At 59.0% G+C, this 22819-nt stretch carries 18 protein-coding genes and 1 pseudogene; all 19 read left to right on the top strand.

Annotated elements, in window-relative coordinates; translation table 11 throughout:
- The 19 genes and pseudogenes from G9U53_RS21735 to G9U53_RS21820 all read left to right on the top strand — a co-directional run bounded on the left by G9U53_RS21735 (position 1) and on the right by G9U53_RS21820 (position 22766).
- A complete protein-coding gene (locus tag G9U53_RS21735; RefSeq protein WP_007726610.1) occupies positions 1 to 1323 on the top strand; it encodes an O-antigen ligase family protein in 1323 nt (440 codons plus the stop codon).
- Between the two features lie 50 nt (positions 1324 to 1373).
- Positions 1374 to 2369: a glycosyltransferase gene (locus G9U53_RS21740; protein ID WP_228232493.1), complete on the top strand. Its 996-nt coding sequence runs from the start codon at positions 1374 to 1376 to the stop codon at positions 2367 to 2369.
- Positions 2366 to 2656 (top strand): annotated as a pseudogene (locus G9U53_RS34210) (glycosyltransferase); the annotation flags it as partial. The gene G9U53_RS21740 and the pseudogene G9U53_RS34210, both read left to right, overlap by 4 nt.
- A gap of 168 nt (positions 2657 to 2824) precedes the next feature.
- On the top strand, positions 2825 to 3157 hold the full coding sequence (locus G9U53_RS34215) for a hypothetical protein (RefSeq protein ID WP_228232624.1): 333 nt from the start codon (positions 2825 to 2827) through the stop codon (positions 3155 to 3157).
- Complete coding sequence (locus tag G9U53_RS21750; RefSeq protein WP_007726615.1) at positions 3147 to 4073, top strand: glycosyltransferase family 2 protein; 927 nt, start codon at positions 3147 to 3149, stop codon at positions 4071 to 4073. Before G9U53_RS34215 ends, G9U53_RS21750 begins: the two co-directional genes overlap by 11 nt.
- A 218-nt stretch (positions 4074 to 4291) precedes the next feature.
- Positions 4292 to 5422 carry a polysaccharide biosynthesis protein gene (locus G9U53_RS21755; RefSeq protein WP_242692639.1) on the top strand — a complete coding sequence of 377 codons (1131 nt, stop codon included), beginning with the start codon at positions 4292 to 4294 and terminating at the stop codon, positions 5420 to 5422.
- 46 nt (positions 5423 to 5468) lie between these two features.
- A complete protein-coding gene (gene gmd / locus G9U53_RS21760; RefSeq protein WP_003943737.1) occupies positions 5469 to 6500 on the top strand; it encodes a GDP-mannose 4,6-dehydratase in 1032 nt (343 codons plus the stop codon).
- Positions 6497 to 7465, top strand: coding sequence for a GDP-L-fucose synthase (locus tag G9U53_RS21765; RefSeq protein ID WP_042452275.1), 969 nt, complete (start codon positions 6497 to 6499; stop codon positions 7463 to 7465). The genes gmd (G9U53_RS21760) and G9U53_RS21765 overlap by 4 nt, the downstream gene beginning before the upstream one ends.
- 52 nt (positions 7466 to 7517) lie before the next feature.
- Positions 7518 to 8843, top strand: coding sequence for a UDP-glucose/GDP-mannose dehydrogenase family protein (locus tag G9U53_RS21770; protein WP_007726621.1), 1326 nt, complete (start codon positions 7518 to 7520; stop codon positions 8841 to 8843).
- 639 nt (positions 8844 to 9482) lie between these two features.
- A complete protein-coding gene (locus G9U53_RS21775) occupies positions 9483 to 10928 on the top strand; it encodes a polysaccharide biosynthesis tyrosine autokinase (RefSeq protein ID WP_165639183.1) in 1446 nt (481 codons plus the stop codon).
- A gap of 1631 nt (positions 10929 to 12559) precedes the next feature.
- Positions 12560 to 14083, top strand: a complete 1524-nt coding sequence (locus G9U53_RS21780) for a sugar transferase (RefSeq protein ID WP_054781086.1) — start codon at positions 12560 to 12562, stop codon at positions 14081 to 14083.
- On the top strand, positions 14070 to 15395 hold the full coding sequence (locus G9U53_RS21785) for an O-antigen ligase family protein (RefSeq protein WP_054826880.1): 1326 nt from the start codon (positions 14070 to 14072) through the stop codon (positions 15393 to 15395). The genes G9U53_RS21780 and G9U53_RS21785 overlap by 14 nt, the downstream gene beginning before the upstream one ends.
- A gap of 1 nt (position 15396) precedes the next feature.
- Complete coding sequence (locus G9U53_RS21790; protein ID WP_165639185.1) at positions 15397 to 16608, top strand: glycosyltransferase family 4 protein; 1212 nt, start codon at positions 15397 to 15399, stop codon at positions 16606 to 16608.
- Entirely contained in the window at positions 16605 to 17816 is a 1212-nt protein-coding gene (locus G9U53_RS21795) for a hypothetical protein (protein WP_165639186.1), read from the top strand. The genes G9U53_RS21790 and G9U53_RS21795 overlap by 4 nt, the downstream gene beginning before the upstream one ends.
- A complete protein-coding gene (locus tag G9U53_RS21800; RefSeq protein WP_075832475.1) occupies positions 17813 to 18709 on the top strand; it encodes a glycosyltransferase in 897 nt (298 codons plus the stop codon). The genes G9U53_RS21795 and G9U53_RS21800 overlap by 4 nt, the downstream gene beginning before the upstream one ends.
- Entirely contained in the window at positions 18706 to 19872 is a 1167-nt protein-coding gene (locus G9U53_RS21805; protein ID WP_165639187.1) for a glycosyltransferase family 4 protein, read from the top strand. The genes G9U53_RS21800 and G9U53_RS21805 overlap by 4 nt, the downstream gene beginning before the upstream one ends.
- 5 nt (positions 19873 to 19877) lie before the next feature.
- Positions 19878 to 20672 (top strand): WecB/TagA/CpsF family glycosyltransferase, encoded by a 795-nt coding sequence (locus G9U53_RS21810; RefSeq protein ID WP_165639188.1) that lies wholly within the window; start codon positions 19878 to 19880, stop codon positions 20670 to 20672.
- A gap of 97 nt (positions 20673 to 20769) precedes the next feature.
- A complete protein-coding gene (gmd, locus tag G9U53_RS21815) occupies positions 20770 to 21801 on the top strand; it encodes a GDP-mannose 4,6-dehydratase (protein ID WP_007726640.1) in 1032 nt (343 codons plus the stop codon).
- Entirely contained in the window at positions 21798 to 22766 is a 969-nt protein-coding gene (locus G9U53_RS21820; RefSeq protein WP_081558758.1) for a GDP-L-fucose synthase, read from the top strand. Before gmd (G9U53_RS21815) ends, G9U53_RS21820 begins: the two co-directional genes overlap by 4 nt.
- The last annotated feature ends 53 nt before the right edge of the window (positions 22767 to 22819 follow it).

The following is a 22819-nucleotide window of genomic DNA, read 5'->3' on the forward strand; positions in this document are numbered from 1 at the left end:
ATGAACCTCTCGTTCCTGTTGTTTGCCAGTGTTTTTCTCTTGCTGATCGCACGTGTACGTGGGGTGACGGTGTTGCCAACCCGCCGTCAAACCTCAACAGGTACCAGAAGCGGGCTGATCGGGATCTGGTTTTGGGTATCGGTGGTATGGCCGGTCCTTTTCAAGGCGGTGTTAGGTAGCGTCCTTGCCCTATACCTTCCAGTTTCTGGCTCCGCGGTCTTCGTGATCTCCTACGTGCCTTCGATTGTCATCGGAATCGCGATTTTCATCGCCTCTCTCGGGTCCCGAGATTCATTCCCCTATATCCCCGCGATACTGGTCATGGCGGTGGCGATCATGCCGATCCTCATCTTCGGGGTCGTGGACATCGGTGTCGTCGGAGCGATATTCATGATTGTGCCTACGCTCCTGTGGTGCCGCGCGCTCTCGGTTGACGTACTGAACTGGCCCCGTCTTTGTTACCAGGGTCTGCTTGCGCTTTGTCTGAGCATGGCTGTGGTTTTCGTCGTCTGGCCTGAGGCTGTGGTCGAGACCTGTCGGTTGGACAAGTGCACTGTGGCGGGCCAAGTGCTCACGTCATCGATCACAGGCAATGGCAACTTCCTGGGGCTGTGTGTCGCACTGCTGAGCGTCGTTGCCGTGTATCGGCAACACTGGATCACAGTTGCGGCGGTTGGACTGGCGAGCCTCATCGTGATCGAAATTTCTGGCAGTCGAACAGCGATGATCGGTCTGGTTCTCGGCTACCTCGTAGTCCTCGGTATCGGAAACCGCATGTCGCGGGTTGTGGCTCTGGCAGCTGCGATGGTTGCGTTGGTGATTTCTTTTGTGCCAGTGTTCCGAGTTTACGGGCTCCGCGATTACACCTATCGCGGTGCTTTGTGGATGAGGGCGAAGGAGCTGATTTCGGAGAGTCCGAATGTTGGTCACGGCGCGAACTATTGGACGGAGCATAACGCGTATCGCTTCTCCTCCAACTATGCCGCGCACAACATTTGGTTAGAACTCGGCGTTGCCGTCGGGTTTCTCGGAATTGCCGTGCTTGTCGTCGCTGCGGCCTGGGCGTTGCTGACCACTGACGTGGAAAATCGATACTTGGCATGGGCGCTGATCGTAACTACGGTCGCTGTGGGATTTCTGGAGGCGCCCATCCAACCGTATCGAACCGGTCTGCTTCCCTTCCTGTGCCCTCTCATTCTTCTCTTGTGCTCCTCGGGTATGCGGAAAAGATCAGTTGATACTTCGGAGACGGAAGACCTTGCGATGGAAGATATTCGAAGCTCACATGTTGATGCCGGCCTGACGAGGGATGGTGCGCGATGAAAGTTCTGCATGTCACGGAAGCGCTCGGAGGAGGTGTAAGCACCGCGATCTTGAACTATCAGGCGTTGACGCCAGAAATGCATCACTGCGTGATTGCTCGCGAACGGGCCGGGCAGAGCACATACAATTTCCCCTCCGAACTCAGCGTGACATTGGTACCTGGAAGTTTGGCCGCACTTTTGCTGTCCGCGATTCGTATGGTGCGCCGGGGAGATTTCGATGTTCTCCACCTGCATTCCAGTCTTGCCGGTCTCGCCCGGATCATCCCGGGGCACCGAGCTGGAATCGTATACACCCCACACTGTTACGCATTCGAGCGCACCGACGTCAGTCCCCTGGCGCGGGTACTCTACAAGTCCGTTGAGCGTGGGCTACTCTCGATTCGGCGTCAGTGCGTTGTTGCCGTGAGTGGACGAGAAGCCGAGTTGACTACGGAGTTGTCGAACTCCTCCACCTCCATCGTGGTCGGCAATGTATCCCCGACCGATCACGGCGCATATTTGCGCGCAAGCAGCCCTCGGACAGCGGAAGCATCGGCTGAAAGAAGCCGAGTAGTGATGGTGGGAAGGATATTTCCCCAAAAGGATCCCCAACTGTTCGCCGATATTGCAGCAAGGTTGTCGAGCAGGTTCGAGTTCGTGTGGGTAGGAGACGGCGAAGCCGGGTTGAAAGAAAGTCTCGTGGAATCCGGGGTTCGGGTGACGGGCTGGATTCCAGCTGAACAGGTGCTGGATGAAGTGCGCGCCAGTTCGCTGTATCTCCATACCGCGGCCTGGGAGGGCGCTCCGATTTCCGCTGCGGAAGCCGCCGCGGTCGGTGTCTCGGTGATCAGTCGTGACATCAAAAGTATGGTCTCGCTTGGCTATCCAGTCGCTGGCAATACTGCGGAGTCTCTGTCAATGGCCGTCACACATTACTTCGACTGCCTGGACTACCGAACGACTGTTCAAGCCAAGACACAATATTTCAACCGAACAGTGGACGTCATGAGTTCGCGTACAGCACTCATCGACGCCTATGCATTCGCGATAGGGGCTTCTCGATGACTTCATCGGTCACCGTCATTACCATCACCAGGAATGATCTTTCGGGGCTGGTCCGCACGATCGAGAGCGTCCGGGCTCAGAGTGCACAGGGAGTCGAACACATCGTGATCGATGGTGGTTCGACGGATGGAACTGTCGAATACCTTGATTCGTTGGGTGATTCGTTAGTGTGGAACACAGGCCTCGACAGCGGTCGCTATGACGCAATGAACATCGGTGCGGAACTGGCGAGTGGCGAGTTGCTGTGGTTCATGCACTCGTCCGACGTGTTCCATTCATGTGACGTTCTGGAGAGAGTCTCTCGAGATCATCAAGGAGGGGGCGTCTCTTGGCGGTGGGGTTACGGGCTGAGCAACATCCACGACTCCGGAAGTTCCATCGGAATCGGTGGCCGTATCCCGTTCAGTCTGTCCCGATTCGCGCTAGGTGGAAACATCATTCCCCATCAAGCATGTGTGATCGAGAAGTCGCTGCATGTTGAGATCGGCGGTTACGATACCGAATTCGGACTCAGTGCCGACCAACTGTATCTGTTGAAGATGGCGGTCCGATCGCAACCGCGCGTGTGGACCGAGTTCTTCTGTGACTTTGATTCGGCCGGCGCTGGTTCGGTGCGGGGCATGATGGATCATTACCGGGACATGCGGCGATCACGCGCCCTGACCGGAATTACAGTCTTCAGGGCGCAGTGGCTCGATTATGCGGTGTCCTTGGGGGTTGCGCTTCTCGCAAAAACCGACCGTGTTCAAAGACGAGTTCTAGCAGGGGTGACTCCTCGTGTCCGATGACTATTTGGAACCCACAACGCAATCAAGTGCGGAATTCGCAGTTGTCATACCAGCTTTCAACGCGGAAGCCACACTTTTGGCGTCAATCGAGAGCGCGCACAATGCGGGCGCTTCGGAAGTCATCGTGGTGGACGACGGATCCACAGACAGTACCGCCGCGTTATGTCGCGCCCACGATATACGTGTCCTGACGCAGCCAAATGCGGGTGCATACCTCGCGAGACGACGGGGGGCCACGCTCGTCACGGCACCGTACATCGTGTTCCTGGACGCGGATGATCTTCTGGTCGCACCCGGCATTCACGAGTCCTTGCGTATTCTCTCTGCACAGGCGGACTGCGCAGTCGTCGCTGGACGTGTGATGGCGAGTCTCCCACGTGGGCGTAGTCGGTTGAACAATCAGTCGTACTCCGAGATCAATACTCGAACCCTGTTGACACAAGGGTATGGTCCGTTTCCACCGGGAGCGGCGCTGGTTCGGCGTGCCGATTACGAAGCAGCGATTGCGCTGGACGTACCGGAGATCGTCGAGCGTTACGCCGACGACTACGAAATGTTCATTCGTCTATCCGTCGTCGGCCGAGTCGTTCAACACAACACCGTTTCCCTCGTGTATTCGATGTACGCAGGCAAATCCATTGGTTCTCCTGAGAAATCGCTGTTGTGCAAGGAATCGATCAGGGGGCACTACGCGCGACATCTGGGGATCCCAGTTCGGCTGATGAGCGCATCGGCGGTTGCCGCAGCTGCGAACGCACGCATGGGACGAGCGTCGTTCGCGCAAGGTTTGTACTGGCGGGGTTGCGTGAAGGTAGCAGTTGCCGCGTGCTACAAGGTACTCGCTCGGATCGGCGACAGCGGTCTGAAGCAGTCCACAATCGTGTCTGGCGCTGGAACCTCGGAGACACGAGGGTGAACACAGTGGTCAGCTCATACGTGAGGTCGGCGAAGTCGATCGACCTGGGCGGGACCGGGTTCTTTCGACTGGTAGGTCTGCTGGCCGGCGCTTGCGCGAACTTCGCCGTAATAGCAATTCTGTCTCGGGACTACGGCGTCGAGTACTACGCCTTCTATGCGCTGATGGCGTCCATGTTGAATCTACTTCCCTTCGCGGACTTCGGTATCGGCGCGACCATGGTGAACGCGACAGCAGATTACCGAAGTGGTGCACTCGATCGGATGTCGTTCCAATCCCATTTTCGGCGGGCGAGTCTGGTCACCGTTCTGGTATCCCTCGCTGTCGCAAGCCTCGCGTTCCTGTTCTATCAGATGGGGCTGTGGGTGCCAGTTCTAGGCGCAGTCGGTGAGATGGATCATGCGTCGGCGCTGGCCACAGTAGTGATTGTATCTGCGGCAGTTGGTATTCCATTGGGTTTGGGGTCACGCATCCTGCAGGGTTGCGGAAAGATGCGCGTTGTCGTTACCGCAGCGTTGATCGGTCCGATCATTCAACTGATCGTGATAGGGGTTTGTTGGACTACTCAGGCGCCGGCCTACCTGTTTGTTCTGGCACCGTGCGCAGGCTACCTCGCCGTCGGATTTCTTACCCTTGCTCTCGCGCTTCGATCGATTTCCGGCGATGAGGGTTCGTTGATCGGCTGGCGTCTTACAAGCCCGGTGCGAGTTCGCATAGCTGAAACGGCGGTTCCGTTTTTTCTCATATCGATCGGCATGGTTGTCGGGTTCCAGAGCCATAGGTTGCTGATCTCCACTTTTGGAACGGTCGAAGACGTCGCACAATATTCGGTGGTGGCGCAATTCGCTGGACCCCTGCTGGCTATCTTGGGAGTGATGGGCCAGAACTTGTGGTCAAGATATCGCGAGCGATACCGAATCGGGACACTTCGGGTGCGTGAATTCGCCCAGCATATAGTACTTCTCGGCACTGTGGGCGCCGTATTTGCGCTTGCTCTGGTCGTCATCAGCTATCCGGGAATTCGGTTTGTCTCGGGTGGAAGTCTTGTCGTCCCGCTGGCAACCGTTTTGGCCGGAAGTGTTTACATCCTTGTTGCTTCGGTGCATCAGCCGGCGGCGATGTTCCTCATGGACCCGCGAGGACTATGGTTGCAAGTCCTCTGTGTCTGGCTGAGCGGCCTCGTCGGAATGGTATTGGCAATATCCCTGATTCCTGAACTCGGAGCCGCCGCACTCTACTTGGGACTATCCGCAGGAATGGTTGTACTCCAGGTTATTCCGTGTATCTATATTTCGGTTCGGCGAATTTCAAGCATGGAGAAGGCGGTGGAGGCAGGCGTGACCGTGTGAATAGCTGCCCGAAAATCGTGAAGTCGCACATACATGAAGGAGAGAAATGAAGAAGGCACTGATCACAGGCATCACCGGTCAAGACGGCTCCTATCTCGCGGAGTTGTTGCTGGGCAAGGGATACGAGGTCCACGGACTTATTCGTAGATCGTCCACGTTCAATACAGCTCGAATCGATCACATGTATGTGGATCCCCACACGCCGGATGCAAAACTGTTCCTTCATTACGGAGATCTCAGCGACGGGGCGCGTTTGGTCACTCTTCTCGCACAGATACGCCCGGACGAGGTCTACAACCTCGCAGCGCAGTCCCATGTACGGGTAAGTTTCGACGAGCCCGAACATACCGGTGACACGACGGGAATCGGGTCGATCAGGCTGCTCGAAGCAGTCCGGATGGCTGGTCTCGAATGCAGGTTCTACCAGGCGTCCAGCTCCGAGATGTTCGGTGCGACACCGCCTCCGCAGGACGAGCAGACTCCCTTCTATCCGCGATCGCCGTACGGTGCGGCGAAGGTGTACTCGTACTGGATCACCAAGAACTACCGCGAGGCGTACGGGATCTTTGCCGTGAACGGAATTCTGTTCAACCACGAATCTCCGCGGCGAGGCGAAACATTCGTAACTCGCAAGATCACGCGAGCGGTGGCGCGGATCAAGGCCGGCCTGGAAAACGATTTGTACATGGGTAATCTCGATGCAATCCGCGACTGGGGCTACGCGCCGGAGTACGTGGAGGGAATGTGGAGGATGCTTCAGGCCGACGAGCCGGACGATTACGTGCTCGCGACAGGCGGTAACTACTCGGTCAAGGATTTCCTGACGGTGGCCTTCGAGCACGCGGGTCTGAACTGGGAAGATCATGTGCGCTTCGACGAGCGCTATCTGCGGCCGACGGAAGTAGACGCGTTGATCGGAGATGCAGGTAAGGCGGAGCAGAAGCTCGGCTGGAAGGCGACTGTACATACCCCCGAGCTGGCTCGAATCATGGTCGATGCGGACATAGAGGCTCTGAAGTGTGAGGGCAAGCCCTGGATCGACCGCCCGAACCTGGTGGATTGGGAGCATGCCCGATGACGGGGGAGTACGCGCAGAAGTCCCTCGATCGGAACGATGCGGTGTACGTCGCGGGCCATCGTGGACTCGTGGGTTCAGCGATCTGGCGTCGTTTGGAGGCCGACGGTTTCAATCGCCTTGTCGGTCGCACGTCCGCCGAACTCGATCTTCGCGACCGCGGTGCCGTGTTCGAGTTCTTCGCCGCCGAGAGGCCGAAGAACGTGGTACTCGCGGCAGCCAAGGTGGGCGGGATACTGGCGAACAGCACACTGCCGGTGGACTTCATCTCCGACAACCTTCGCATCCAGGTGAACGTGATGGACGCGGCGGCCGAGTTCGACGTAGATCGCCTGCTGTTCCTCGGATCATCCTGCATCTACCCGAAATTCGCTCCTCAACCGATTCGCGAAGAATATTTGCTGACCGGTCATTTGGAACCGACGAACGATGCATATGCCATCGCCAAGATCGCGGGAATCCTGCAGGTGCAGGCTGTTCGAAAGCAGTTCGGGCGTCCGTGGATCGCCGCGATGCCGACCAATCTCTACGGCCCGGGTGACAACTTCTCTGCCAAGGGCTCTCATGTGCTGCCAGCCCTCATCAGACGCTTCGACGACGCGCGCCGTGATGGAGCTGCTTCAGTCGTGAACTGGGGCAGCGGGACGCCGAGGCGCGAGTTTCTCCACGTCGACGACATGGCGGATGCCTGCCTTCATTTGCTCGACCACTATGACGGAGCAGAACACGTCAATGTTGGTACAGGCGAGGACCAGAGCATCGCGGAGATCTCTGCGATCGTGGCGGACGAGATCGGGTTCGACGGCGAGATCGAATGGGATCATTCGAAACCTGACGGGACGCCGCGGAAGTTGCTTGACATCGGGAAGCTTCGAGATTTGGGGTGGCAGCCCAAGATTGATCTTCGTGCGGGGATCGCATCGACCGTGGAGTGGTATCGACAGAACGTCGATTCGATCAGGACATGAAGTACTACAGCATTATTCGACGTAAACTCGACTTCGACAGGCAGACATCGTTATGACTTCTCGTATTGCGGTATTCGGCACAGGCTACCTCGGGGCGACACACGCAGCTTGCATGGCCGAGTTGGGTCACGAGGTTCTCGGGGTGGATGTTGATCCGAACAAGCTCGCTATGCTCGAAGCTGGGGAGGTTCCTTTCTACGAACCGGGACTCGAGGAAGTACTGCGCCGCAACATAGCCGCGGGACGTCTTCGATTCACGGCTTCCTACGAGGAGGCCGCAGAGTTCGCCGACATCCACTTCCTCGGCGTCGGTACGCCGCAGAAGAAGGGGGAGTTCGCGGCCGACATGCGTTTTGTCGATTCGGTGATCGAGACACTCGCACCCCTCTTGACCAGGCCGACCGTAATCTTCGGGAAATCAACTGTGCCAGTCGGTACAGCAGAGCGATTGGGTGCGCGGGCACGGGAACTGGCGCCTGCCGGACAAGACGTGGAGGTGGCGTGGAACCCGGAATTTCTCCGGGAAGGCTACGCGGTGAAAGACACGCTTCACCCGGACCGGCTTGTGCTCGGGGTCGACCGCAATCGACCCGGACGTGCGGAATCGATTGCGCGTGAAGTGTACGAGCAACTCTTGAACGAAGGTATTCCCTTTGTTGTGACCGACCTTGCGACTTCGGAGTTGGTCAAAGCATCAGCCAATGCATTTCTGGCAACGAAGATCTCGTTCATCAATGCGATCTCGGAGGTGTGCGAGGCTTCAGGTGCGGATGTGACCGTTCTTGCCGATGCCATCGGCCATGACGAGAGAATTGGTAGGCGATTCCTCAACGCCGGAATCGGTTTCGGTGGGGGCTGCTTACCGAAGGACATCCGTGCTTTCATGGCACGTGCTGGTGAGCTGGGAGCAGATCAAGCACTCACATTCCTACGCGAAGTCGACAATATCAACATGCGTCGTCGTACTCGGATGGTCGAACTGGCTCGAGAAGCGTGTGGTTCTCTACTCGGAGCCAATGTGGCGGTTCTCGGGGCAGCCTTCAAGCCTGACTCCGACGACGTGCGCGACTCACCTGCGCTGAACGTTGCCGGGCAGATTCAGCTGCAAGGCGCTGCCGTCAATGTCTATGACCCGAAGGCGATGGGAAACTCGAAGGCGTTGTTCCCCACCCTCACTTACACTTCGAGCGCACTTGAAGCGTGCGCAGGCGCTGATGTCGTCTTGGTTCTGACCGAGTGGGCCGAGTTTCGAAAGTTGTTGCCGTCGGACCTCGAACCTGTCGTCCGCAAGAAGGTCATCATCGACGGACGTAACTGTCTGGAACCGACCACCTGGCGCGACGCAGGGTGGACCTACCGAGGTCTCGGAAGGCCGTAAACCGGTGAAACCTTCACGGAGGGTAGGTGTTGTAGGCATCGAGGGGAAGTGGCCGTGTGCCCGGGACCAAAGTCCGTCAGCGAGCGAGCTGTGGCCGGGGGAGATGCTGGGATAGCCGCTCGTGCATCACAGGGTGAGGGGCATGTTGCCTTGTTCGGTTGGTATGCATCAACTTCCGTCGGCAAGTTGCGTAGTTGGTCGTCGACGGACGTTGGTCCTACGGCCCGCTGTGGTATGTGACCCTTTCATGGTCGGCACAGTCGACTGACGATGTCTAGGAAGTTTCGAGGCTCCGTTGCGGTGGTGAAAAGACCAATGACGCAGTAGAGTTCAGCCTGGCTGCACGTTGTGTCTGCTCTGCGCGATGTGTGAGTGGGCCCGATGTCAGTGTCGCGGGTTTGTCAGTGTCGCGTGTTCGCCACTTCCCGATCATGCATCGGCCAGGAAGTGAGATGTGTGAGATGCCGTGAAGGCCTCTCCCCCCTGGCTGTTTCGGCAAATACCTCGCGCTGTGACGCAGGGACACGCGATAGAAGATTGGCTGCCTCGTTCAGCCTGCATTGAGTGCAGCGGCTCGACAGCGGCTGTCGATTACTACTCGAAGACGTGATACGTGTTCGAGCCGAAGGAGATTCGACGATGGATGTACGGGACTACCTGAAGATTTTGCAGGCACGGTGGAAGATAGTCGCTGTCGTCACTGTGGTCGTGATCTTGGGCGCATTGGGCGCCTCGTTGATTGCCACGCCGATCTACCAGGCTTCCACGCGCCTGTTCGTGTCGACTTCTACCGGAACAACCGTGAACGAGGCTTACCAAGGTAACCAGCTCTCACAGCAGTTGGTCACTTCCTACGCCAAGCTCCTTACCGGCGAGACACTGGCACAGAGAACGATCGATTCAGTCGGGCCCGATCGACTCGGCGGGCTTTCCGCTGCGGAGATTTCGTCCAAGGTGACCGCCACATCGGCGCCGGATACAGTACTGCTCGATTTGAGCGTGCAAGATGCGTCGCCTGAACTGGCACGTGAAATCGCAAATGCGCTCTCGGACGAGTTTGTCGTGATGGTCAAAGATCTGGGTACGCCCGCAAATGGTGGCACAGCACCTGCGCGCGTCGTTGTCGAACAGCGAGCACAAACTCCCGCGGAACCGGTGTCGCCGAAGACTTCGCGGAACGTGGCGCTCGGTGCCGCGATCGGGCTTCTGCTGGGGATCGGGTTGGCTGTGGTGCGTGATCGCCTGGACAACACCGTCAAAGAGCGCAAGGTGGTCGAAGACATCGCCGGCGCGGCGATGGTGGGAACAATTCCGTTCGACAAGGAACGCGAAGTTCATCAAGCGATCAACTTCCACGAGGGCAACTCCGCAAGTGCCGAGGCGTACCGCGAGCTGCGAACCAATCTGCAGTTCCTGGCCGTGGATCGCCCACCGAGTGTCATCGTCGTTACGAGTTCTCTTCCCTCCGAGGGAAAGACCACGACTGCGGTGAACATCGCACTCGTGTTGGCCGAGGCAGGCAAGAAGGTGTGTCTCGTCGAAGGTGACCTCCGTAAGCCTCGCGTTTCGAAGTATCTGGGACTTATCGGAAGCGTTGGTCTGAGCTCGGTCCTGGCCGGGCAAGCAGATCTCGACGACGTACTTCAAGTCACGAGCAATGCTGACCTGACGGTTCTTGCCTCAGGTCCGATTCCCCCGAACCCGAGCGAACTTCTGGGCACTGACACTGCCCATGCGGTCTTTACCGATCTCCGCAGAAGGTTCGACTACGTCATCATCGACGCCTCGCCGTTGCTTCCGGTTACGGATGCTGCAGTTCTTTCAGCGCTGGCGGACGGTGCGCTAGTGATTGCTCGTCACGGCACGACGAAGAGGGAACAGCTGAGCAGGGCGGTCGGCAATCTCCACAGTGTGGGCGCGACGATTCTTGGTACTGTCATCACGATGACCCCGCTGAACGGTCGTGGTGTCTACGAGTACAAGTACTACTACGATTCCGATCCGGTTGTCGCTGACTTGGCCGTGGAAGGGTCCGTGGACAGCAATCCAGTCGGCGGACGAAAGGTCACGTCGACAGTCATCTGACCTGGTCGTACTTTAAAATCCCGACGCCTCACAGGGCCCTCGAGCAATGCTCGGGGGCCCTTCTCTGTGTGGTGAATCGGACGCGATCTCTAGTCAGGTCCTCTGAGTCTGCGACGCGCAGTGCGGAATACGGGTTCATCGGCCGTCGCAGTAATCGGGTAGGCACGGGCATGCGGGATGTGACGCTGCGGTCTGAGCTGTCCCTGCTTGACCGGTGCCTCTATGACTGTCGATCTGGTTGCGCCCGACGAGGCCTTGTGGGCGTCTCGGTTGGAATCGAGTAGCGAGTGTGGCGGACCGCAGGAGGACCAGCCCGATTCGGCCTCGAGAGTTTCGCAATGCCTAGATGTCGATCTGGCATCCTGCGATGGATTTGGACAGCGGGTGCGGGGGGTTGTCGGCCAGCTGCGACACAGCATGAACGCGTTCTTGGCCGATGTCGGTGGTCATATCGGCCACGGGGTCCGTCGGTCTGAGGGCCGGAAAGGATAGCGTCGACTGCTCTGGGTGAGGTGCTCGCGTATGTCGGCGACCCGGTGGGGCTCAGTCGCGTCCTGGTTACCTGCGACGAAAGGAACCCGGTTTCGCGTAAGACAATCGAAGTGTGAGGGGGGTTTACTCGATAGCGTGCGCCCAGCTGATCAGTTGTCCCGCAATGTCGGTTGTTCGAGAGACACGCTCCGCTACTGGGTGCGAACGAGCGTGTCGAGTGTCCGTTGACCCTACACGGCCACACACGCTTGCCATGGCCATGGCCATGGCCATGGCCATGGCCATGGCCATAGACATAGACATAGACATCGGTAGCGGTCGCCTCGCTTTGCAGCCGAGCGGCTGCGCAACTCGCATGTCCCTAATTGGGCTGTGCTGCAACTATTTCAGGACATCACCGGCGATCGCTGGCGGTCTACACTCCTCCTTTTGCATGTCTGAATTCTCGGTGTCGCCCGATCGTAGGTTCGCGCATTGCCGGCTAGGAGTAGGTAAGACGCCCAGAGGCGAAGTGCCGAACAATCGTCCAAGGCTGAGTGGATGCTGAGCGCATCAAAGTACGGATTGCAGAGTGTTTACCAACCGCGTGCTGGTTTCCGTCCAAACGCGGAGCCCAAATGGGCTAGGCGATGAAAACTATAGGTACGCAATGGTAATGGTGAGCAATGTTCACTCCTTCTTGTCGGAGGGTGAATAACTGACGTCAATGCTGGCGTCGGGAAGAACTTCGGAAAGCGCTATTGCCACGCTGTCCGGAATGTGGCAAACTCCTCACTGGTACTGACCAGCTAGCCGAAGAGTTGCCAAGATGTGAGTCCTGGCAATATCGAGGCCGGCGACGTCAGCGGGCGAGGAGAAATCGCCGATCGTCCTGTGTTTGGGTTGTTAGTGGACTCTGCTTCAATCACGGGGTGTGAGCTGCGGCAATGCCGCAATAATCGACAGTTGGGCCGAGGCCTGACAATAGTCGCCGGGTTAACTGCAAGGCGCACGTAATGCAACCATACGCACTGAACGCAGCAATGCGGAGCAGTTGCTTCGCTGTCGAAGTTTCGGGAATCGGCAAGGCGGTCCGATGGACCTCGGCCGGTGAACATCTTCAGGCCGAATTCTGTGCATGGGGAAAGGTTTCTGAACACATGACGGTTCTCGAGATGGCCGCGCCCACGAAAGAGCGGCCACAACAACACCGACGAGTAACGCCGGAGAGGGCCGGTGGAGTTTCCGCACGCAGGAAATGGCAATCTGCGTATCTTCGTCGTCTGGCGATCACCGACACGATCATCGTTGCGGCAGTTGTGTTTCTGGCTCAATGGTGGCGATTCGGTAGCGACGCGGATGTCGTCGACGGTGAAGCATTCGGCCATTTCAGCTACACCGCACTGTCTTTCGCCCTGATTATCGGCTGGTTTGCCGTACTGAGGGTATTTCGTACCAGATCTCCTCGCGTGATCGGAAGCGGCCCTGAAGAGTACCGATTGATCGCTGTCGGAACGCTCCGCCTGTTCGGACTGATTGCGATCGCCAGCCTTCTCCTTCACCTGGAGATCGCGCGCCTGTACCTTGCCGTGGCGTTTCCGATGGGATTGACCGCCTTGATCGCGAGTCGTTGGATCTGGCGACGGGTGATTGCTCGTGAGCGAGCCCGAGGTGAATTTCGAACTGCCGTACTTGTGGTCGGTGTGCGAGGGGCGGTTGTCGATCTTGCACGCAACCTCGAGCGCGACGATGCCCATGGATACCGAGTTGTCGGAGTCTGCGTACCCGGCTACGGAGGAGACGTGGGCGAAGTTGTCACAGTGAACGGTCGGGACATTCCGGTGCTCGGAGACGAGCACAGTGTCACCGACGCGATCGAACAGGTCGGTGCCGACACGGTGGCAGTGACGGCGTCGGAGCGGTTCGGACCGGAAAGGCTGCGCACGTTGGCCTGGGATCTCGAGCGCGATCATGTGGACCTTGTTGTTGCACCAGGGATTCTGGATGTGTCCGGGCCGAGGCTCTCGATGCGCCCGGTCGCTGGATTTCCGCTGATCCATGTCGAGCGTCCGCGTTATCACGGCGCGCAGAAGTTCACGAAGACGACCTTCGACATCGTCTTCTCAACCGTGGTACTCGCCGTGATCAGTCCGGTGCTACTGGCGGCTGCGATCGCCGTCAAGCTCACGAGCAAGGGGCCGGTTCTGTACAAGTCCGAGCGGATGGGGTTGGACGGTCAGCCGTTCCCCATGCTCAAGTTCCGCTCGATGGTCCAGAATGCGGATTCACAGGTCACGGCGCTGATGAAGGAGAACGAAGGCGCCGGAGTGCTTTTCAAGATGCGAGACGATCCGCGTGTGACGACGGTCGGTCGATTCATGCGCCGATACTCGATCGACGAGTTGCCCCAGTTCGTCAATGTCCTCCGGCGTGAGATGAGCGTTGTAGGCCCGCGGCCACCGCTTCGGCGCGAGGTCGAGATGTACGACGGTGCGGTCAGTCGTCGGCTACTGGTCAAGCCCGGTGTCACCGGCCTGTGGCAGGTCAGCGGACGTTCTGATCTTTCGTGGGAAGACACTGTCCGCCTGGATCTTTCCTACGTCGACAACTGGTCGATGATGGGTGACGTCATGATCGTCGCGAAGACGCTCAAGGCGGTGGTGGGAAGTGATGGCGCCTACTGACAAGAAGGCGGTACCGGCGCCTTGCGAAAATGAGGCACCGAACAATCCGCTGATCTTGCGAACGGCATTGGTGATCGCGGTCATCGGCGCGAGCGGAGCCTTTCAGGCGTACACGCAGAGGACAGCGCTCGGATCGTTGCTCGTACACGGTTCGGCCGTTCTTTCGGCGACACTTGCGTTGGTCTACTTCCTCGACCGGCGATACTCACGCAATACGACGTGGCCTGTCTTCACGCTTATGATCTCGGCCGGCGTCCCGGCAACCAGCTGGTACTGGTCTACACTGCCCCGGAACTCCGCCGTCGCCGGCATCGTCGTCGTGTGCCTGGCGATCACGGGAATCATCGTCGCCCGTGAGTTGACCTTCGCGGTGCGAGTGCGGACTGTTGCCCTCACCTTGCTGGTACTTCTCGTGCTGTCGCTGATGGTCGTGTTCCTCGATCCTTCGACTGGCATCGACGTGGACACCCGCGCCGTTGCTTATCGCGGAATCTTCACGCACAAGAACACTTTGGGACGAATGGCTGCCATCGAAGTTGTACTTGTCGGTGTCATGCTCATGCTTCCCGACGGCAAGCGTATTCCGTGGGTGGCGGCGCTGGCTGTCGCCGGCATCGTGTTGTTCGAGGCCCGGAGCCAGACCGGTCTCGTCGCTGCGGGGATTGCGCTGGCGACAATGCTTGCTCTGAGGTGCTTTCGACGGACACCGAACGCTCACCTCGCCTCGACTGTGATCATCGGCCTGTACCTCGGGGTGTCCGGCGCGATGAAGGTGCTCGGACCCGATGTCGCGGCGCTACTCTCGCGAGATGTCACGCTGACCGGCCGGTTACATCTCTGGACGGTATCCGACTACTACGCCGAACAGCGGCCTCTGCTCGGATGGGGCTTCGGCTCGGTGTGGGCGCCGGACAGTGCAGTGGGGCAGATGATTCGGTCAAAGCTGTCCTTTCCGGCGACCAGCGCACACAACGGAATGCTCGACATTCGGCTGCAGATCGGTTGGATCGGATTCCTGCTGCTGTTGGCCGGCTATTACCTGCTTCTGAGCACGGCGCTCGGGCGAGCCCGCAGCAGAACGGAGTACATCGCCGTCGTCGCGATCATGGCTCTCGTCTTCTCGATGGACTTGACGGAGTCGACGCTCTTCTTCGGCGCCATGTGGCTGATCGCATGGGTCTTCCTGGCGCCGTACGGACCCTCGACCCACCGCTCCCACAATGCGGGCAACGCCGAGTTGTCGATCCGTGGGGTTCGTGCCGACAAGAACGACGCGTACAGGTTCGCTCCGGAGCGAAGAGGAGGTCACTGAGATGTACAAGTCGTTCGATGTAGCGCGTTCGAAGCCTGAAGTGAACCCGACGTCCGCCGGTGGATTCACGCCGCCGAAAGCCTTGATGTTCCATGCGATCTATCGGAATCCGGGTGGTGAGGAGCAGAGCTTCGCCAACGAATCCAAGCTCCTGAAATCGATCGGATACGAGACGGTTCAGTGCACCACCGAGAATTCCAAGATCTCCCGGGGACCGTGGGCGGCAGTCACCGCAGTGTTCAGTCCTCGCGTACTCGTCGATGCGTTGCGCATCATCCGTTCGGAGCGCCCCGACGTCATCTACGTGAACAATCTCTGGCCGGCGTTCTCGGCTTCGTTGCTCGTGGCCGCAAGAGCCGCCGCAATTCCTACGTTGCAGGCGGTTCGGAACTATCGCCTCGCCACACCGTCAGCCAAGTTGCGCGCAGATGGCACGTGCACCGAATGCGGTTCCACCAAATACTTCACGAGTTGTGTCCGCAACGGATGCTACGGAAACAGCCGACTACAGAGCCTTGTCTGCTACCTGAGCGCCACGGCGGTCAAGCTGAGCGTCTTTGGGTGGAAGCAGCACAGGTTCGTCGCAACGAGCGCGATGACAGCACGTCTGGTCGAAGGACGACTGATCAGTTCTGGCCGCGTCGTGGTTCGTCCGAACTTCGGATTCGAAGAAAATGAACCCGAGTTTCGGGGCACTGATTCGGTTGTGTGCGTCAGCCGACTGACACCGGAGAAGGGCGTCCTGGATTTGGTGCGCAACTGGCCGCAGGGCGCTGGAAGTCCCTCGCTCACAGTTCTCGGTGACGGACCGCAGTACGGCGAGATCTCCAGCATAAGCGCAGCTCTCGACAACGTCACGCTGGCCGGATTCACTTCGCACGAAGATGTGATCGAGATACTTCGCGACAGTGCGGCGTCCGTGGTGCCGTCTCAATGGGCAGAACCGTTCGGACGCGTTGCGATCGAATCGATGTCGGTTGGCACCCCGGTCATCTACGCAACCAACGGTGCACTCGCGGACATCGTCGGACCGGGCGGAACGCCTCTCAATACCTTGGAAGAGTCGTCGATACGCGAGGCCCTCGATCGAATCTTCGGAGCGGACGATCGATCGGCGATACGCAGATCCGCTTATCGTCACTACTCGAATCGCTTCACATCGCGCAAAGCGGCGACGTCGATGCGTGAGCTCATCGACGAGGTGAGATCGTGAAAGATCGCACTCGGCATGTGACATTCATGGCCGATCAAGGGCTTTCGAGCGTCCTCACTTTTGTCGTTCTCACCTCGGTGGCACGACTCGGTGGTCCGATCGAAGTCGGCCAGGTTGCCGTGATTCAATCGGCGGGTCTGTTGGCACTGGCACTGGGGAGAGCGATCGGCGTCGACGTCTGGCTGTCGCGAGGGGCGGGGTCCGACGAGCGTGGACCGGCGTTGGCGCCCACGATCGTGCTGGCGGCGGTATCGGTGACATCGGTGTGGGCACTGTTCGTGATCGCCGGCTCGGACTCGATGAATCTCACGGTATACGCCTTGGCTGCAGCTGGTTTCGTGGTGTTGGACGTGATACGCACGATGCTGATGCACGACGGTGCGAGTTGGATCTCTGTGTCGATACAGATCGTGACACTCTCGTTCGTCCTTATTGCAGCTTTCCTGGTCGAGAATCTGACACTTGCACTCGTGACCTATACGGTCGGTGTCTTCGTCGCGCTCGCTCTCGGTCACGCATCCATGCGTCTGGTACCGCCGGTACCGTCGATCAGGTACTCGTGCACTCACCGATATAGATCCGTGCCGTTTGCGATCGAGATATTGATGGGATCAGCTGCTCAGCAGGCGATGTTCTTGATACTCACTGTGGTGGCGTCGATCTCGATGATCGGTGAGATCAGAACTGCCCAGACACTGCTCGGTCCGCTGTCCTTGATGTTCGCGGGCATCTCGCCAATTCTGATGCGTAAGTTCGGCGGTGGTGTCGAAGCGATGAGCCCGAGCGAGTGCATGACACTCGGCCGCCGAGTGGGCTTGCAGATCTTCTGGGTTTCGATCATCTGCGTTTCGCTGATCTGTCTCACGCTCGAGATTCGACTCTCGGGAGTGCGATTGATGGATCATCTGGTCGGGCCGCACTTTCCGAACTTGATACCGGTCATTCTGCTGTGCGGGTTGGCGGTGGCGTTCAACGGGATTCTTCTGGGCGTCGGTACCTCGATCCGCGTCGTGGACAAGACCGCAAACCTCAACACATTTCGCGCCATGCTGTTGCCTCTACAGTTTCTGATCGTTCTCGGGGCGGGACTGACCGACAGCGCCGTATACGTCGCAGGAGCATTGGCCGTGTCGGCGTGCGCCAGCGCGAGCGTCGCACTTCTGGTTTCGATGAACCGTGACGCCCGACCGAAAGTTGACCTCTCATGAAGAATCCCAACGGCGTCGTAGTGGCGATTCTGACCTTCCGTCGTGAATCGGAACTGGCTGTCTGCATCGACAGCGTCCGGGCATCGATCCAGGCTTCCGGTGCCTCCGCCCAGGTCGTAGTAGGCGACAACGATCCGGAATCCACCACGCCGACGTATGTTGCCGACGGGATCGAACGACTGCATCTCGGATTCGGCGGGGTATCTCCGGCGCGACGTGCGCTGGTCGATCTCGCCCGTGCACGAGATCGTCGTTACATCGTCTTCGTCGACGACGACGAGTACGTCGATGTCGACTGGCTGTCGAATCTCCTCACCTGCGCAGCAGATTTCGACGCAGGTGCTGTGGCCGGTCCTGTGATTCCGGTGGGTCTGCCTGCCTCGGAACTTCCATTGCACACTCGCGTTCGCCATTCGACCGGCACCCCGGTTGCGTCTGCAGGCGCTGGAAATCTGTTGTTGGACCTGAAGGCTTTGAACGGCTTGAACTTCAGTGACGACTGGGATCTACCTGGCGGCGAGGACACCGAGTTCACGCTCAGGATGAGCGCCGGCGGTGTCCGGTTGTTGTGGTGCGACGAGGCGCTTGCGTACGAACCCGTCGGCGAGGATCGGCGTCGGGATTCCTGGCTCTTCGCCCGGTATGTCAACAACGGACGAATCCTCGCGGTCTGTCAGGGACAGCTCGAGCTGCCACTGTTGGCGGCTCAGAGTGCCAAACGCGCTCTGCTCGTACTCGCGTCGGCGGCGTTGATCCCCGTTGCCTTGATCAGTCCACGGATCAAGCGCGTGGTTCTCGACAACGGTGCACGCAACATCGGTTGGTTCTCAGAGCGATTCAGCCGCAGCGATTCTCGGACGCCGCGCGCACAGAGGCTGGTGGTAACGCGATGACACGGTTGTTGATGACGGCATACGCCTGCGATCCGAATCAGGGGAGTGAATCCGGTGCGGGTTGGGCGCTTCTCTCGGCGGCTTCCGAACTGTGTGAGTCGATCACGGTGGTGACTCGGTCCGGTGAGGCTCCCGCATTGGAATCAGAGTGTGAACAGCTCGGTTGCGAAGTTCGTGTCGTGCGAATAGCGACTTTGCCCGCGGAAGAAGCCGGATCGTACGGCCGATACCTCCGATGGCTCTGGCACACTTCACTGTTCGTTCGGCGTGAAGCGGCAAACTTCGACGTCCTGCACCATGCAACTTTCGCCTCTGACTGGCTGCCCCCACCGGTGCTGTTCGGTGGAGCCGGCGGCGCACGACTCGTATGGGGGCCTGCCGGGGGCAACACCTACCCGCCGATGCCGCTCGCCAAGCGCATCGGCATGCGGTATCTGGCAACCACGGCAGTTCGAACCTGCTCGACGAAAGCCGTTCGGTCACTGACGCACATCTTCATGGCTGGACGAGTTGACACTTTCATCGCGATGAATTCCGACAGCGGACGCGGCGCACCGCGGGCAAGAAACGTCGTCGTCCAACCCAATTGTGTTCTGGACTACGACGGAATCGAGAAGCAAGCGGTACCCCGGCCGAAACGAAGGCTCTTGTTCGTAGGAAGACTGTTGCAATACAAAGGAATCGACCTGATTCTGGATGCGCTCGAGCAGCTGGGTACCGAGTGGTCCATGACCTTTGTCGGGGAGGGACCCGCCCGCGGGCGGATCGAGAAGTCGCTTCCGTATCGGCGCGGTCAGATCACGCTTCGCGGATGGCGCGACAGATCGGAAGTGGTGGGCGAGATGGGGGCCTCCTCCGCTCTGCTCTTCCCGAGCATGCACGATTCGGGCGGCTGGGTGGCGGCCGAAGCGGCTGCGGTGGGCCTGCCGGTGGTCTGTTTGGATCTCGGCGGTGTGCCGACACTGGCAGGTAGGAACGCCGTGACGATCCCGGTTGCTCCGGCGTCGACTCTCGCCTCTCGTATCGCTCGATCGATTGTCGAGACCGAGCTTTCTCTCTTTGAACCGCAACGTGATTGGACTCGGTCCCGGTTGACATCGGTCTTGTCGCGCAGCTACGGCCAGTGCAATGAACGTCGACAAACGAACTCGGAAAAGTGTTGAGACAGATGAGCAGTCCGTTCGAGGTCATCGAGGTGGGTGGCATTCCGTTTGCCGCGACCAATCTCGAGAGAGCTACCGATTGGGTGGTCAACGACAGACGAGAGGGAGCCGGAACCGGAGTCTCCGTGAGGTTGTCGAATTCCTACTGCGTGTCGGCGGCGCACAGTGATCGCGACTACTCCGCGGTTTTGAAGGGTCCCGGTGTGAACTTCGCAGACGGAACCCCGGTCAGCTGGGTGATGCGCCTGATCGGCGGCACCGCCGATCACGTCGGTGTTCGACCAGTCCGGGGTCCGTCGTTCTTCGAGGCCACCCTGGACAAGGGACGCCGCTACAGCCTTCGTCACCATTTTGTCGGCACGACAGAAGAGACGTTGAATCTCTTGACGGATCGAGTCGAGGAGTTATACCCGGGAATCAAGGTGGCCGGCACATATGCCCCGCCGTTTGCCGCGTTCAGCAAGGAGTTCGTCGACGACATCATCACGAAGATCGATCCGACGTCACCGGACATCGTGTGGGTCGGTCTGGGTGCGCCGAAGCAGGACTTTGTCACGAAGGCGATAGCGGATCGAACCGACTACGTGGCCGTCGGTGTCGGCGCGGCCTTCGACTTCTTGGCCGGAACTGTCTCGGAGGCACCATCTTTCGTCCAGAACTCGGGTTTCGAGTGGTTGTATCGACTTGTATCCGAACCCAAACGTCTGTGGCGGCGCTACCTGTTCGGTAACTCGACATTCGTACGGCTGGCATCACGTGACATACGAAAAGTCTTCGGCCGTTTGGGGGGACGCGCATGAGCGAGATCAAGACTGCCGAGCGATTCGGAGGACTACGGACCACAACCGTGGTTTCGCAACTATCAGGCGGGCTGTCCCGCAACGGAAGGAACGCAGGATGAAACGCGCACTGATTACCGGAATCACGGGGCAGGACGGCTCTTACCTTGCCGAGTTGCTGCTCTCCAAAGGCTACGAGGTTCACGGACTGATCCGTCGATCCTCGACGTTCAACACTTCGAGGATCAACCACATCTACGTTGACCCGCACGATGCGGATGCTCGACTTTTTCTTCACTACGGTGACCTCAGTGACGGAGCGCGCCTGGTGACACTACTCGCGCAGATCAAGCCGGACGAGGTGTACAACCTCGCTGCGCAGTCTCACGTCAGGGTCAGCTTCGACGAACCCGAACACACCGGGAACACCACTGGCGTCGGGTCGATCCGACTACTCGAAGCGGTTCGGATGGCCGGACTCGACTGCCGGTTCTACCAGGCGTCGAGTTCCGAGATGTTCGGTGCCACACCGCCACCGCAGAACGAGGAGACACCGTTCTACCCACGTTCGCCCTACGGTGCGGCGAAGGTGTACTCGTACTGGATCACCAAGAACTATCGTGAGGCATACGGGATCTTCGCTGTGAACGGAATTCTGTTCAATCACGAATCCCCTAGGCGTGGTGAGACATTCGTGACGCGGAAGATCACGCGCGCGGTCGCACGCATCCAGGCAGGTATCGAGGATCATCTGTACATGGGCAATCTCGATGCGATTCGCGACTGGGGATATGCGCCGGAGTACGTGGAGGGAATGTGGCGCATGCTGCAGGTCGACGAGCCTGAGGATTTTGTGCTCGCCACCGGTGGCAACTACTCGGTGCGCGACTTCCTGACCGTCGCGTTCGAACATGCAGGTCTGAACTGGGAAAACCACGTTCGATTCGACGAACGGTATCTTCGGCCGACCGAGGTGGACGCACTGATCGGGGATCCGAGTCATGCCGAGCGCAAACTCGGTTGGAAGGCCGGCGTGCACACACCCGAACTGGCCCGGATCATGGTCGAGGCAGACATCGAAGCGCTCGAACACGAAGGGCGACCGTGGATCGACACTCCGGCACTTCCCGACTGGTCGGCGACGCGATGAGTGATTCATTCGCAGCGCGACCACTCGATCGAGGCGCACCGTTCTACGTGGCCGGCCACCGAGGTCTGGTCGGCTCTTCGGTGTGGCGACACCTGGAATCTGCGGGCTTCACCAGGTTGCTCGGAAAGACGTCGGCCGAACTCGATCTACGTGACCGGGAAGCTGCTTTCGATTTCTTCGCCCGCGAAAAGCCGACCAACGTGATCCTTGCAGCAGCAAAAGTTGGGGGGATTGCGGCGAACAGCACTTTCCTCGTCGACTTCCTGTCGGAGAATCTGCGCATCCAGGTGAACGTGCTCGACGCTGCCCTCGCACACGGCGTCGAGCGTCTCCTGTTCCTCGGATCATCGTGCATCTACCCGAAATTGGCACCGCAACCGATCAAGGAGGAATACCTGCTCACCGGGCATCTCGAGCCGACCAACGACGCCTATGCAATAGCAAAGATCGCGGGAATACTCCATGTTCAAGCTGCCAGGCGGCAGCATGGTCGCCCCTGGATCTCAGCTATGCCCACCAACCTGTACGGCCCGGGAGACAATTTTTCGCCGCACGGATCGCACGTACTTCCCGCCCTCGTTCGGCGTTACGACGAGGCGCAGTCGTCGGCAGTCCAGTCGGTTGTCAACTGGGGGAGTGGCAATCCGCGACGTGAATTCCTGCATGTCGACGACTTGGCGTCGGCGTGTCTGCATCTGCTCGACAACTACGACGGTGCATCGCATGTCAACGTCGGAACCGGCGAAGACCACACAATTCGCGAGATCGCTTCGATGGTCGCCGACGAGGTCGGATACACCGGCGAGACGCAGTGGGACACCTCGAAGCTTGACGGAACGATGCAGAAACTGCTGGACGTGAGCATGATTCGTGAACTCGGATGGCGGCCGACAATCGGATTGCGCGAAGGAATCGCGTCGACGATCTCGTGGTACCGCGACAACATCGGTGCCGTACGCACCTGAATCACTTTTCCCATCAACACACTTCGCACACTCTCGAGAAAGCAGATCGAGCA

Source organism: Rhodococcus sp. D-46, assembly GCF_011290655.1.
Taxonomy (GTDB): domain Bacteria; phylum Actinomycetota; class Actinomycetes; order Mycobacteriales; family Mycobacteriaceae; genus Rhodococcus_F; species Rhodococcus_F qingshengii.

What these genes read in the sequence shown, in the direction of transcription:
- G9U53_RS21785 (WP_054826880.1), top strand. Translation starts at nt 14,070, where the DNA reads ATGGCGCCTACTGACAAGAAGGCGGTACCGGCGCCTTGCGAAAATGAG.
- G9U53_RS21765 (WP_042452275.1), top strand. Translation starts at nt 6,497, where the DNA reads ATGACGGGGGAGTACGCGCAGAAGTCCCTCGATCGGAACGATGCGGTG.
- G9U53_RS21820 (WP_081558758.1), top strand. Translation starts at nt 21,798, where the DNA reads ATGAGTGATTCATTCGCAGCGCGACCACTCGATCGAGGCGCACCGTTC.
- G9U53_RS21735 (WP_007726610.1), top strand. Translation starts at nt 1, where the DNA reads ATGAACCTCTCGTTCCTGTTGTTTGCCAGTGTTTTTCTCTTGCTGATC.
- gmd (WP_007726640.1), top strand. Translation starts at nt 20,770, where the DNA reads ATGAAACGCGCACTGATTACCGGAATCACGGGGCAGGACGGCTCTTAC.
- G9U53_RS21770 (WP_007726621.1), top strand. Translation starts at nt 7,518, where the DNA reads ATGACTTCTCGTATTGCGGTATTCGGCACAGGCTACCTCGGGGCGACA.
- gmd (WP_003943737.1), top strand. Translation starts at nt 5,469, where the DNA reads ATGAAGAAGGCACTGATCACAGGCATCACCGGTCAAGACGGCTCCTAT.
- G9U53_RS21790 (WP_165639185.1), top strand. Translation starts at nt 15,397, where the DNA reads ATGTACAAGTCGTTCGATGTAGCGCGTTCGAAGCCTGAAGTGAACCCG.
- G9U53_RS21775 (WP_165639183.1), top strand. Translation starts at nt 9,483, where the DNA reads ATGGATGTACGGGACTACCTGAAGATTTTGCAGGCACGGTGGAAGATA.
- G9U53_RS21805 (WP_165639187.1), top strand. Translation starts at nt 18,706, where the DNA reads ATGACACGGTTGTTGATGACGGCATACGCCTGCGATCCGAATCAGGGG.
- G9U53_RS21755 (WP_242692639.1), top strand. Translation starts at nt 4,292, where the DNA reads ATGGTGAACGCGACAGCAGATTACCGAAGTGGTGCACTCGATCGGATG.
- G9U53_RS21810 (WP_165639188.1), top strand. Translation starts at nt 19,878, where the DNA reads ATGAGCAGTCCGTTCGAGGTCATCGAGGTGGGTGGCATTCCGTTTGCC.
- G9U53_RS21800 (WP_075832475.1), top strand. Translation starts at nt 17,813, where the DNA reads ATGAAGAATCCCAACGGCGTCGTAGTGGCGATTCTGACCTTCCGTCGT.
- G9U53_RS21780 (WP_054781086.1), top strand. Translation starts at nt 12,560, where the DNA reads ATGACGGTTCTCGAGATGGCCGCGCCCACGAAAGAGCGGCCACAACAA.